This is a genomic window from Bradyrhizobium frederickii (genome assembly GCF_004570865.1).
Classification (GTDB): domain Bacteria; phylum Pseudomonadota; class Alphaproteobacteria; order Rhizobiales; family Xanthobacteraceae; genus Bradyrhizobium; species Bradyrhizobium frederickii.
On the sequence record NZ_SPQS01000002.1, the window covers coordinates 458,273 to 470,147 of the forward strand.

Annotated in this window: 11 protein-coding genes; 8 read left to right on the forward strand and 3 right to left on the reverse strand. The window is 65.3% G+C overall.

From position 1 onward, the window contains the following. Window positions 1–122: 122 nt before the first annotated feature. From E4K64_RS04900 to E4K64_RS04910, 3 genes are read left to right on the forward strand one after another with little or no spacing between them, the layout of a single operon-like run. The gene (locus tag E4K64_RS04900) at window positions 123–911 is read left to right on the forward strand and encodes an enoyl-CoA hydratase/isomerase (protein ID WP_135162421.1); all 789 of its coding nucleotides are present in this window, start codon (window positions 123–125) and stop codon (window positions 909–911) included. Next, entirely contained in the window at window positions 908–1,894 is a 987-nt protein-coding gene (locus tag E4K64_RS04905) for a phosphotransferase family protein (RefSeq protein ID WP_135162422.1), read from the forward strand. The genes E4K64_RS04900 and E4K64_RS04905 overlap by 4 nt, the downstream gene beginning before the upstream one ends. 3 nt (window positions 1,895–1,897) lie before the next feature. Next, window positions 1,898–2,275: a DUF6285 domain-containing protein gene (locus E4K64_RS04910; RefSeq protein WP_135162423.1), complete on the forward strand. Its 378-nt coding sequence runs from the start codon at window positions 1,898–1,900 to the stop codon at window positions 2,273–2,275. 141 nt (window positions 2,276–2,416) lie between these two features. Here the strand turns inward: E4K64_RS04910 and E4K64_RS04915 are convergent, their stop codons facing one another. Then, window positions 2,417–3,196: an enoyl-CoA hydratase-related protein gene (locus E4K64_RS04915; RefSeq protein WP_135162424.1), complete on the reverse strand. Its 780-nt coding sequence runs from the start codon at window positions 3,194–3,196 to the stop codon at window positions 2,417–2,419. 213 nt (window positions 3,197–3,409) lie between these two features. Here E4K64_RS04915 and E4K64_RS04920 point away from each other — a divergent pair, with 213 nt between their 5' ends. Further along, on the forward strand, window positions 3,410–4,684 hold the full coding sequence (locus tag E4K64_RS04920; RefSeq protein ID WP_135162425.1) for an acyl-CoA dehydrogenase family protein: 1,275 nt from the start codon (window positions 3,410–3,412) through the stop codon (window positions 4,682–4,684). 176 nt (window positions 4,685–4,860) lie between these two features. Here the strand turns inward: E4K64_RS04920 and E4K64_RS04925 are convergent, their stop codons facing one another. After that, window positions 4,861–6,438, reverse strand: a complete 1,578-nt coding sequence (locus E4K64_RS04925) for a fatty acid--CoA ligase (protein WP_135162426.1) — start codon at window positions 6,436–6,438, stop codon at window positions 4,861–4,863. A gap of 280 nt (window positions 6,439–6,718) precedes the next feature. Next, window positions 6,719–7,591 (reverse strand): SDR family oxidoreductase, encoded by an 873-nt coding sequence (locus E4K64_RS04930; RefSeq protein WP_135162427.1) that lies wholly within the window; start codon window positions 7,589–7,591, stop codon window positions 6,719–6,721. A gap of 106 nt (window positions 7,592–7,697) precedes the next feature. Here E4K64_RS04930 and E4K64_RS04935 point away from each other — a divergent pair, with 106 nt between their 5' ends. From E4K64_RS04935 to E4K64_RS04950, 4 genes are all read left to right on the forward strand, one after another. Continuing rightward, entirely contained in the window at window positions 7,698–8,507 is an 810-nt protein-coding gene (locus E4K64_RS04935; RefSeq protein ID WP_135162428.1) for a crotonase/enoyl-CoA hydratase family protein, read from the forward strand. A 155-nt stretch (window positions 8,508–8,662) separates the two neighbouring features. Further along, entirely contained in the window at window positions 8,663–10,207 is a 1,545-nt protein-coding gene (locus tag E4K64_RS04940; protein ID WP_135162429.1) for an acyl-CoA synthetase, read from the forward strand. Window positions 10,208–10,528: 321 nt separating this feature from the next. After that, window positions 10,529–10,933 (forward strand): YccF domain-containing protein, encoded by a 405-nt coding sequence (locus E4K64_RS04945; RefSeq protein WP_126256399.1) that lies wholly within the window; start codon window positions 10,529–10,531, stop codon window positions 10,931–10,933. 111 nt (window positions 10,934–11,044) lie between these two features. Next, complete coding sequence (locus tag E4K64_RS04950; protein WP_135162430.1) at window positions 11,045–11,449, forward strand: VOC family protein; 405 nt, start codon at window positions 11,045–11,047, stop codon at window positions 11,447–11,449. Window positions 11,450–11,875 lie beyond the last annotated feature (426 nt).

Here is an 11,875-nt window from a genome sequence, read left to right on the forward strand (position 1 = left end):
GCAAGATTGCTTGCTATGCTCTGATCACCATGGACAAGACCGCGCCAAAAATCAAATATGCGCCCCGGCAAAACGAATTCCGGGCTGCGAAACTGGCGCAGGCCGCAACTGACGAGGAAACCATGCAGTTCAAACACGTCACGCTCGATTTCGACGGTTCGGTCGCAATCCTCAAGCTCGACCATCAGGAGGTGATGAACGCGGTCTCCGTGGAGATGCTGGGCGGCCTTGCCGAAGCGCTCGATACGATCGAGGAGAAGAAGGACGAGGTGCGCTGCGTCGTGCTGACCGGCGCGGGCCGCGCCTTCTGCACCGGCGCCAATCTGCAAGGGCGCAACAGCCAGTCGAAGAAGACCAAGGCCGGGCTGACGCTGGAGACCGGCTTCCACCCCTTCCTGCGCCGCATCCGCAATCTGCACTGCCCGATCGTCACTGCGGTCAACGGCCCGGCGGCTGGCGCCGGCATGAGCTTCGCGCTGCTCGGCGACATGATTTTGTGCGCGCGTTCCTCCTACTTCCTTCAGGCGTTCCGGCGCATCGGCCTCGTGCCGGATTGCGGCTCGACCTGGCTGCTGCCGCGCCTCGTCGGCCGCGCGCGTTCGATCGAATTGTCGCTGATGGGCGAACGGCTGCCGGCCGAGAAGGCGCTGGAATGGGGCCTCGTCAACCGCGTCTATGACGACGGCGTGCTGATGGAGGAGGCGATGAAGCTCGCGCGCGAGCTCGCCAGCGGGCCGACGGTCGCGCTGTCGCTGATCCGCAAGCTCTATTGGGACAGCCCGGAAAATTCCTTCGAGGATCAGCTCAACCTCGAATTCCAGTGCCAGCTTCGCGCCGGCGACACCCAGGATTTCCGCGAGGGCGTCGGCGCGTTCCTGGAGAAGCGGCCCGCGCAGTTCAAAGGCAAATGATCGAGGCCGAGCTTTCACGCAGCGTCAAGCGCTGGTGCAAGGGCGCGACCGGCGCGACCTGCGCGGCCAAATTGTCGGGCGGCGCCAGCCAGGAAACCTGGCGCTTCGACATCACCCATCCCGATGGCGCGATCGGCGCGATCCTGCGGCGTTCGCCGAAGGGTTATGGCGCGGCGCCGACCCGCGCGGCGGGCCTTGCCGCCGAGGCGCGGCTGATGCAGCTCGCCTTCGAGGCGGGCGTGCCGTCGCCGCGCGTGATGCACGTGCTGGTGCCGGAGGACGACCTCGGCACCGGCTTCATCATGCAAAGGGTCGAAGGCGAGACCATCGCGCGCAAGATTCTTCGCGATGACGAGTTTGCCGCGGCGCGGCCGCATCTGGCGCGGCAGATCGGCGGCATTCTCGCTGCCCTGCATCGATTGCCAAAGGACAAGTTGCCCGAGCTGCGCAGCAGGTCGGCGACGCAGGAGATTGCCGAGTTCGAGCGCGACTATCGCAGCCTGAACTGGCCCAAGCCCGTGTTCGAGCTGGCGCTGCGCTGGCTGCGCGACCACGATCCCGGACCGTCCGCCGAGACCACGCTGGTGCACGGCGATTTCCGCAACGGCAATCTCATCATCGGCGCCGACGGCGTGCGCGCCGTGCTGGACTGGGAACTCGCCCATCTCGGCGATCCCATGGAGGATCTCGGCTGGGTCTGCGTCAATTCCTGGCGTTTCGGCGAGATCGACAGGCCCGTCGGCGGCTTCGGCTCGCGCGAGGAGCTGTTTGCCGGTTACGAGGCGGCGGGCCGCAAGGTCGACCCCGAACGGGTGAAATTCTGGGAAGTGATGGGCACGCTGCGCTGGGGCATCATGTGCGGCGGCATGATGCAGCGGTTCCGCGAGGGTCCCGACCATTCGATGGAGCGCGCAATGATCGGCCGCCGCGCCTCCGAAACCGAGATCGATCTGTTGCGGCTCCTGGCGCCGCGCGGGAGCTGACGCATGCAGGACGAACCGACACCCACCGAGCTGACCAAGTCGGTCGCCGATTTCCTCCGCAACGACATCACGCCGCTGATCTCCGGCCACCAGGCCTTCAAGCTGCGCGTCGCGATCAACATCCTCGATCTCGTGACGCGGCAGCTGACGCGGGAAGAGGGCAGCGATGCTGCGGAAGTCGAGCGGCTGCGCGCGCTGCTCGGTATGGACGGCTCGGTCATGGAGCTGAACCGCGCACTCGCCGAGCGAATAGCCAAAGGCGAGATCGATCTGGCAACGCCAGGCGTCGCCGAGCATCTGCGGGCGACCACGATGGACAAGCTCGCCGTCGATCAGCCGAACTACGCGTCCTACAAGCGGGAGCTGGAGCGGGGCGGGTAAACGACGCTCCATCCGCCGTCATTCCGGGGCGTCGCGCAGCGACGAGCCCGGAATCCATTCATCTGCGCGTTCTGCCGCCTAATGGATTCCGGGCTCGCGCCTGTCGGCGCGCCCCGGAATGACGAGCGGAGAGAAACGCGGTCACCTCCCCACCCATTTCGGCGGCCGCTTCTCCGAGAAGGCCTTCGGGCCCTCGATATAATCCTGCGAGGCCACCATCGCCTGCACCGCCGGATAGTCCCGCTGCTCCGCGATCGCCTGCTCCAGCGAGACGCCCAGCCCCTTCTGGATCGCCTGCTTGGACGCCCGGATCGACATCGGCGAGTTCTTGCCGATCATCTCGGCCCAGCGTAGCGCTGCGGAAAGCGCCTCGCCCTGCGGCACCACCTCGTTGACGAAGCCGAGCTCGAAACCTTCCCGGGCGCTGACATGGCGCGCGGTGAGGATCATGCCCATGGCGCGCTTGAGGCCGATCTGCCGCGGCAGCCGGTGCAGCCCGCCGGCCAGCGCGGCAAGGCCGACGCGCGGCTCGGGCAGGGCGAAGGTGGCGTTCTCCGAGGCGATGATGAGGTCGCAGGCGAGCGCGATCTCGAAGCCGCCGCCCATGGCGACGCCGTTCACGGCCGCGATGATCGGCTTGTCGCAGTCGAAGCGCGAGGTGAGGCCGGCGAAGCCGCCCTTGTCCCAGCCCCGTTTGCCGCCGGCCGCCTGCCATTTCAGATCGTTGCCGGCGCAGAACGCCTTGTCGCCGCTGCCGGTGACGATCGCGATCCACTGCTCGGGATCTGCGGAGAAATCGTCGAACACCTTTTGCAGCTCGAAATGCGCGTCGGTATGCAGCGCGTTGTAGACCTCGGGCCGCGACAGCGTCACGATCGTGATCGGTCCCTTGCGTTCCACCTTGGAAAATTTCAGCTCCATCGCGCGCTCCCGCATTTTCTCCTTGGGAATATTGGCGTCATACTACCGCGCGGCGGCGCTTGAGCACCATCGAATTGCGCTGGTGCGCCTTGCGTAGCCGTCACGTCTCGCCTTGCTTGACTTGCACGCGCTCTTCTCCGCTTAATCGCGAGAAGCAAGAATGCGCCCAGCGCCTTAACGCAAAACGATAAAATCAATCCGGGAGAGAAACCTGTGGATTTTTCATTGCCTGCCGATCTCGTCGCCTATCTCGGAGAGCTCGACCGTTTCATCGCACGCGAGATCAAGCCGCTGGAGGAAGCCGACGACAACATCCGCTTCTTCGACCATCGCCGCGAATGGGCGCGCACCGATTTCGAGAACGGCGGCCTGCCGCGGCACGAATGGGAGGCGCTGCTGCGCAAGGCCAAGGACCTCGCGGACGCCGCCGGCCACCTCCGCTTTCCGGTGCCGAAGCAATACGGCGGCAAGGACGGCTCCAACCTGTGGATGGCCGTGATCCGCGAGCACTTTGCGGCAAAGGGCCTCGGCCTGCACAACGATCTCCAGAACGAGCATTCCATCGTCGGCAATTTCCCCGTCGTCACCATGCTCGACCGCTACGGCCGCGACGACCAGAAGGCGATGATCGACGGCTCGATCAAGGGCAAGTACCGCATCACCTTCGGCCTCACCGAGCCGCATCACGGCTCGGACGCTACCCACATGGAGACACGCGCGGTGCCGGCGACCCGCGACAACGTCAAGGGCTGGGTCATCAACGGCGAGAAGATGTGGACCACCGGCATGCACGTCGCCACGCACTGCGCGCTGTTCGCGCGCACCAGCGGCAATGACGGCGATGCCCGCGGCATCACCTGCTTCCTGGTGCCGGCCAAGAGCCATGGCGTCAAGGTCGAGGAGTACATGTGGACCTTCAACATGCCGACGGATCATCCTCGCGTCAGCTTCACCGACGTGTTCGTGCCCGAGGATGCCCTGTTCGGCGAGGTCGGCCGCGGCCTGTCGCTGGCGCAGTGCTTCGTGCACCAGAACCGCATCCGCCAGGCGGCAAGCTCGCTCGGCGCCGCCGTCTACTGCATCAACGAGAGCGTGAAATACGCGCGCGAGCGAAAGCCGTTCGGCAAGGCGCTCGCGGAAAACCAGGCGATCCAGTTCCCGCTGGTCGAGCTCGCCACGCAAGCCGAGATGCTGCGGCTTCTGATCCGCAAGACCGCCTGGGAGATGGATCAGCTCACCGAGGAGCAGATCGAGCGCACGCTCTCCGACCGCGTCTCGATGTGCAATTACTGGGCAAACCGCCTCTGCTGCGAATCCGCCGACCGCGCCATGCAGGTCCATGGCGGCATGGGCTATTCACGCCACAAGCCGTTCGAGCACATCTATCGCCATCATCGGAGATATCGCATTACCGAGGGCAGCGAGGAGATCCAGATGCGCAAGGTGGCGGGATTCCTGTTCGGCTATATGGGGCCGGGGAAGCATTGAGGCGTTACGCCATATCTCTCCCCGGGTCGTCCCCGCGAACGCGGGGACCCATAACCCCAGGGAGGAGTTCGGGGCGAGCCGGCAACTCCGAATCTTCGCCAAACCTCTCCCTGGGGTTATGGGTCCCGGGTTCGCGCTGCGCGCGCCCCGGGACGACGACGTGGATAGACCGCGGATCAATTCACCCGCCGGTCTTTCCCCGCCCAGTACGGCTCTCGCAATTGCCGCCGCAGGATCTTGCCTGAGGGATTGCGCGGCAGCGCCGGCAGGAACTCCACGCTCTTCGGCGTCTTGTAGCCGGCGATGCGCTCGCGGGTGAAGTTGATGATGTCGGTGGCGCTCGCCTGCTTGCCCGGCTTCATCACCACGACCGCCTTCACCGCCTCGCCCCATTTGTCGTCGGGCACGCCGATCACGGCGGCCTCGGCGACATCGGGGTGATCGCACAGCGCGCTCTCGACCTCTGCCGGGTAGATGTTCTCGCCGCCGGAGATGATCATGTCCTTGATGCGGTCGTGGATGTAGAGGTAGCCGTCCTCGTCCATGTAACCGGCATCGCCGGTGCGGAGCCAGCCGTCACTGCGCAGCGTCGCGGCAGTGGCCTCCGGCAGGTTCCAGTAGCCCGCCATGTTGGAGCCCGAGCGCGTCGCGATCTCGCCGACCTGGCGCGGCGGCAACGGCTTGCCGTCAACGTCCAGGATCGCGATCTCGACGCCCGGCAGCGCCTTGCCGGCCGAGCGCATCCGCTCCAGCCCCTCGACGTGATCCTCCGGCGGCAGCGCGACGATGGTGCCCGTCGTCTCCGTCATCCCATACAGCTGCACGAAGCCGCATTTGAAGACCTCGATGCATTCCTTCAGCAGCGCCGCGGGAATCGGCGAGGCGCCGTACAGCATGTATTTCAGCCGCGAGAAATCCACCGTCCTGGCGCGCGGCTGCCGCACCACGAATTGCATCGCCGCCGGCACCATGAACAGTTTCGTGATGCCCGACTGCTCGAAGAAGTCCAGCACCTTGGTCGGATCGAACTCGCGTGCGATCACGCCGCGGGCGCCGTGATAGAGTCCCATCACGCCCCAGCCCGAGCCGCCGATGTGGAACACCGGCATCGCCACCAGCGACACGTCGTCGGTCGACCACCGGTTCCACTCCGGCTTGTCCTCGGCATTGCCGGATTGCACCAAATTGAGGAAGTTGGCGTGGCTCAGCATCGCGCCCTTGGGCTTGCCTGTGGTGCCCGACGTGTAGAGCTGGATCGCGATGTCCTTGGCATCGATCGGCAGTTTCGGGTCGTCGCCGCTCTGCGCATCGCGCCAGGCCGCAAAGTCCTGCCATTCCGGCGCGCCGCCCTCGGTGGTGATGATATTGCGCACGCCAGGAATCTGGTCCCTGATCTGGCGGACCTGCGTGATGAACTCCGGTCCGACGAACAGCACCGGCGCCTTGCAGTCTTCGACGATGAAGGCGACCTCGGGCCCGGCGAGCCGCCAGTTCACCGGCGCCATCACCACGCCGGCCTTCATCGCGCCCATCAAGAGCTCGAAATAGAGATCGCTGTTCTTGCCGAGATAGGCGATGCGGTCGCCGCGTCTGACGCCCATCGCAAGGAGCGCGTTGGCGACCTTGTTGGTCTTGATATCGAACTCGGCAAAGCTGGTGAGGCGGCCTTCGAACTCGTAAGCGATGGCATCGCCGCGGCTCTTCGCGCGCTCGCGCACCATGTCGGCGAGGTTCGCCAATGGCTGTGTGGACATGTTTCTCCCGTGACGTCTTGTTCTTATGCCCGGGAGTTTGGCGTCATCCGCGAGTAAAGACAATACGCGAGAAGGCAAGCTGTCGTCCCGGACAAGCGCGCCATAGGCGCGCGCAGATCCGGGACCCATAATCACAGGAAGTGGTTGGGCGAAGACTCGGAGTTACCGACTCGCGCGACACTGCTCCCTGTGGTTATGGTCCCCGCGTTCGCGGGGACGACAGGTGAGGGCGGGGCGAAAGCGCTAGGCCCTTACATATGCGCGCACTCGCAACGCGTCCTCACCCCCGCTTCGCGCGGTCCTTCTCGTTCTGCGCCATGATGCTGTCGCGCGCGGTTTTCCAGTCGTCGTCGCTCCAGTCGCGGAGCTGGTAGAAATTGCCGCCCATCGCGAGCGCCTGGGCGCCGTCCATGGCGATGGTCTCGCCGTTGATCCAGTCGCAGCCGCCGGAGATCAGGAACACCGCGAGGTTCTGCAATTCCTCCATGGTGCCGACGCGGCCCATCGGGTTCAACGCTCTGGTGCGCGCGCCGGCCTCGTCGCCGGGCTTGATGCGCTTGCTCATGCCCTCGGTCGGGATCTCGCCGGGTGCGATGGTGTTGAGGCGGATGCCGTAGCGGCCCCATTCGGTGGCGAGCGACATCGTCATGGCGTGGATCGCCGATTTGCTCATCGCCGACGGCACCACGTAAGGCGAGCCGTTGCGCACCCAGGTCACGGTGATCGAGACGACGTTGCCGGGCTGCTTGTCCGCGATCCAGCGCTTGCCGACTGCATGGGTCACGTAGAAGGTGCCGTGCATGACGATGTTGGCGACGGCGTCGAAGCCGCGCGGCGACAGCTCCTCGGTGCGCGAGATGAAATTGCCCGCGGCGTTATTGATGAGGTCGGTGAGACCGCCGTCGCGAAAGATGTTCTCCACCATCTCCTCGACCGCGAGCGCGTTGCGGATGTCGACGCCGTGGCTGGTGACGCGGCCGCCATAGAGATCCATCAGCTCGGTCGCGGTCTCGTCGCACACGATCTTGCGACGGCCGCAGATGTGCACCTCGGCGCCGAGTTGCAGGAAGCGCGCCGCCATCGACTTGCCGAGACCGGTGCCGCCGCCGGTCACGAGAATGCGCCGGCCGGCCAGAAGTTTTTCTTGGAACATGGCTGTTTCCCCCGTAGGGATTGTCAGTTAATTGGTCGATTGACTAAATCCGGCCGCCGGCGTCCTGTAAAGCGGGAACCGGTCAAGCACAGGGGAGAATTCGTCCATGGAAGATCGCGTCTCGATCTCGATCTCGGAAGGCGTCGCCGACGTGCGCCTGGTGCGCGCCGACAAGATGAACGCGCTGGATCAGGCCATGTTCGAGGCGCTTGTCGCCGCAACCGAGCGGCTTTCCAAGGAAAAAGGCCTGCGCGCCGTCGTGCTCTCCGGCGAGGGCCGCGCCTTCTGCGCCGGGCTCGACATGGGACGTTTTGCCGCCATGAAGGAGAAGGGCGGCAACGGAATTCCGGGTGGCGAAAATCGCGATCTCACCAAGCGCACCCACGGCCAGGCGAACTTTGCGCAACAGGCGGTGTGGGGCTGGCGCCAGCTGCCGGTGCCGGTGATCGCGGCCGTGCACGGCGTTGCCTTCGGCGGCGGCTTCCAGCTCTCGCTCGGCGCCGACATGCGCTTTCTCTCGGCGGATGCGCGGATGTCGATCATGGAGATCAAATGGGGCCTCGTGCCCGACATGGCGGGCACGCCGATCCTCGCGAGCCTCGTGCGCGACGACATCCTGCGCGATCTCACCTACACCGGCCGCATCTTCTCTGCTCAGGAAGCGATGACATACGGCCTCGCCACGCGCATCTGCGACGACCCGCGCGCGGCCGCTCTCGAGGCCGCGCGCGAGATCGCGGGAAAAAGCCCCGATGCGATCCGCGCCGCCAAGCGGATGCTGAACAATCTCTCGGTCGATCCGGGTCCGGCGCTGCTCGCCGAGTCGGTCGAGCAGCAGAAGCTGATCGGCAGCGCGAACCAGACCGAAGCGGTGCGTGCCAATATCGAGAAGCGCGCGCCGAATTTTGCGGATTAGCTTTAGTCATTCCGGGGCGATGCGAAGCATCGAGCCCGGAATCCATAACCACGATCGGGAGTATGGATTCCGGGCCTGCGCCTTCGGCGCATCCCGGAATGACGACGGTAGGTTTGGCTGTATTCTCGAACCCGACGAAAGATCGGAAAACAACAATGAGCGAAACGTCTGACTTCCTCGGCATCGTCTGCGGTGACCGCCGACGCACCCACGCTGAAATCGCCGCCCGCGCCGACCGCATCGCCTCCGGCCTCGCCAAGCTCGGCGTCCGCGCGGGCGATTGCGTCTGCATGCTGATGCGCAACGACATCGCCTTCCTGGAAGCCGCCTACGCCGCGATGCGGCTCGGTGCCTATGGCGTGCCGATCAACTGGCACTTCAAGCCGGAGGAGATCAACTACATCCTTGGCGACACCGGCACCTCCGTACTGATCGGCCATGCCGACATGCTGCACGCCCTGCGCGATGCGATCCCTGCGGGCGTCACCGTGCTCAGCGTGCCGACCCCGCCGGAGATCCTGTCCAGCTACAAGATCGATCCGGAGCAACTGACGACGCCAGGCTTCGCGATCGATTTCGAATCCTGGCTCGCGCAGCACCCGCCCTATGACGGCCCGGTCGTGCCGCAGCCGATGAACATGATCTACACGTCGGGCACGACCGGCCATCCCAAGGGCGTACGGCGCAACGCGCCGACGCCGGAGCAGCAGGCCGCCGGCGAGCGCATGCGCGCGATGATCTACGGACTCAAGCCCGGCGCCCGTGCGCTGCTGCCGGGCCCGCTCTATCATTCCGCGCCGAATTCCTTCGGCATCCGCGCCGGCAAGCTCGGCGGCGCATTGGTGCTGATGCCGCGCTTCGAAGCGGAAGAATTTCTGGATGTGATTGAGCGCTTTGGGATCGACACCATCTTCATGGTGCCGACCATGTTCATTCGCCTGATGAAGCTGCCGGAAGCGGTGCGCAGGAGGTACGACGTCTCCTCGCTGCGCCACGTCATCCACGCCGCCGCGCCGTGTCCGGCCGACGTCAAGCGCGCCATGATCGATTGGTGGGGGCCGGTGATCTACGAATTCTACGGCTCGACCGAATCCAGCGCCGTCACCTTCGCGACTTCGGAGGACGCCCTGAAGAAACCCGGCACCGTCGGCAAGATCTCGCCCGGCGCCGAGCTGCGCTTCCTGGGTGAGGACGGCCGCGTGCTCGGCGTCGGCGAGATCGGCGAGATCTACTCCCGCATGGCCGAGCTTGCCGATTTCACCTACCACAACAAGCCGGACAAGCGCGCCGAGATCGACCGCGACGGCTTCATCACCTCCGGCGATGTCGGCTATATCGACGAAGACGGCTACGTCTTCATCTGCGACCGCAAGCGCGACATGGTGATCTCGGGCGGCGTCAACATCTATCCGGCCGAGATCGAGTCCGTGCTGCATGCCGTCCCCGGCGTGCATGATTGCGCCGTGTTCGGCATCCCCGATGCCGAGTTCGGCGAGGCGCTGATGGCCGTGGTCGAGCCGCAAGCCGGCGTCACGCTCGAGGCCGCCGATGTCCGTGCCGCGCTGAAGGCGCATCTGGCCGACTACAAGGTGCCCAAGCACATCGAGATCCGAACCGGCCTGCCACGCGAAGATTCCGGAAAGATCTTCAAGCGCCGCCTGCGCGATCCCTATTGGGAGCAGGCGGGGCGGAAGATCTGAGGCGGCGCCGTAAGGTGGGGCAAAGCCGCAGTCTCGTAGTCTCGTAGGGTGGCAAAGCGTCCGCCGTAGCTCGAAGAGCGAAGGCGGAGGCGTGCCCACCAAATTCGCTTACGGAGACAGATCGTGGGCACGGCGCAAACGCGCCTTTGCCCACCCTACGAGACAACGGATGGGGAAAACACTGTCATGACCGATGAAGCCGTTCATGGAGAACCGCGAGCCGAAATTCGAGGGGCGGTAGCGGGAGACCGGGCGAGGCCGTCTTAGCAGAGACAGATTTCGTGCCTATATGGGCGGTGTCACTGTTTTCTGGATCATGCCATGGCCCCCGTTTCCATTCTCCTCAACATCCTCTGGATCCTCATCGGTGGCGCCTGGATGGCGTTCGGCTGGGTGATCGCCGCGGTCATCATGGCCATCACCATCGTCGGCCTGCCCTGGGCGCGGGCGGCATTCAACATCGCCGTCTACACGCTGCTGCCGTTCGGCTCGCGCGCCGTCAGCCGCTACGAGGTGACCGGTGTCGAGGATATCGGCACCGGCCCGCTCGGGGTGATCGGCAACATCATCTGGTTCGTGCTCGCCGGCTGGTGGCTGGCGCTCGGCCACGTCCTGACGGCCTTGGTGCTCGCCGTCACCATCATCGGCATTCCCTTCGCCTGGGCGCACCTCAAGCTCGCCGGCATCGCGCTGTGGCCGATCGGCAAGGTGATCGTGCCGGCTTGAGCCGCGCGCGGACCGCGCGAGCGCCGATCGCCGCTTTGACCCGTAGCACGTTTGAGGTTGGCTGAAGGACACGATGCTCCCGCCTCTGATCGATCTCGGAAGGAGCCAAGGATGCTGGGGAAAGCGAAGGTGGCGACCCGTCTTCCAGCCAAGGATTTGGACCGGGCGCGGGCGTTCTATTCCGAGAAGCTCGGGCTCGACCCGGTCGAACAGCGCGAAGGTGGACTGCGCTACGTCTGCGCCAGCGGCGAGTTCGCGATATTCGTCTCGGCCGGCGTGCAATCCGGCACGCACACCCAGATGGGCTTCGAAGTCGAGGACATCGAGGCAGCGGTGCGGGAGCTTCGCGCGCGGGGAGTCAAGTTCGAGGAATACGACCTGCCCGGGCTGAAGACCGTGAACGGGATCGCCGACATCGCCGGCAATTACGCAAGCAAGGGCGTCGGCGAGAGAGGCGCCTGGTTCCGCGACAGCGAAGGCAACCTTCTTGGAATCGGGCAGCCTGTTCGGAGCTGATAGCTCATAGGTTGGGCGGAGCGTGCTGCTCAGCCGCTTCTCGCCTCCCAATCCCTTGCGCTGCCCGACAGGCAAAATACGCCATATCCAGGTCAAGGGACAGGCTCGCAAAATATTCTGATTGACCGAAATCGTCGTTTCGGCTAAACCGCATTCCATCCCGGCCCGCCAAAGGGGCGTTTCGCGATCGTCACGATACGCAGGCCGGGATGCGATGGACGCGGCAGCGCCGGCGCGTGACGGGATGGCAGGGCGGGCGAGGCCTGTGAGCCGTCACGATCCGCGGCACGACACGGCGCGGTCACAGCGTTTCTTTTTGGCGTCGGGGGCGAGCACGCGCGAGCTTCCGGCTGTCCGGGGAGGAATGTCCGCGGACGGCAAAAGCGTGTGGTCCTGACGCCCGGGGTCTGTGCGTCAAGGCTTGCG

Coding starts and splice junctions, on each gene's coding strand:
- E4K64_RS04905 (WP_135162422.1), top strand. CDS start 908: ATGATCGAGGCCGAGCTTTCACGCAGCGTCAAGCGCTGGTGCAAGGGC.
- E4K64_RS04910 (WP_135162423.1), top strand. CDS start 1,898: ATGCAGGACGAACCGACACCCACCGAGCTGACCAAGTCGGTCGCCGAT.
- E4K64_RS04950 (WP_135162430.1), top strand. CDS start 11,045: ATGCTGGGGAAAGCGAAGGTGGCGACCCGTCTTCCAGCCAAGGATTTG.
- E4K64_RS04915 (WP_135162424.1), bottom strand. CDS start 3,196: ATGGAGCTGAAATTTTCCAAGGTGGAACGCAAGGGACCGATCACGATC.
- E4K64_RS04945 (WP_126256399.1), top strand. CDS start 10,529: ATGGCCCCCGTTTCCATTCTCCTCAACATCCTCTGGATCCTCATCGGT.
- E4K64_RS04935 (WP_135162428.1), top strand. CDS start 7,698: ATGGAAGATCGCGTCTCGATCTCGATCTCGGAAGGCGTCGCCGACGTG.
- E4K64_RS04940 (WP_135162429.1), top strand. CDS start 8,663: ATGAGCGAAACGTCTGACTTCCTCGGCATCGTCTGCGGTGACCGCCGA.
- E4K64_RS04930 (WP_135162427.1), bottom strand. CDS start 7,591: ATGTTCCAAGAAAAACTTCTGGCCGGCCGGCGCATTCTCGTGACCGGC.
- E4K64_RS04900 (WP_135162421.1), top strand. CDS start 123: ATGCAGTTCAAACACGTCACGCTCGATTTCGACGGTTCGGTCGCAATC.
- E4K64_RS04925 (WP_135162426.1), bottom strand. CDS start 6,438: ATGTCCACACAGCCATTGGCGAACCTCGCCGACATGGTGCGCGAGCGC.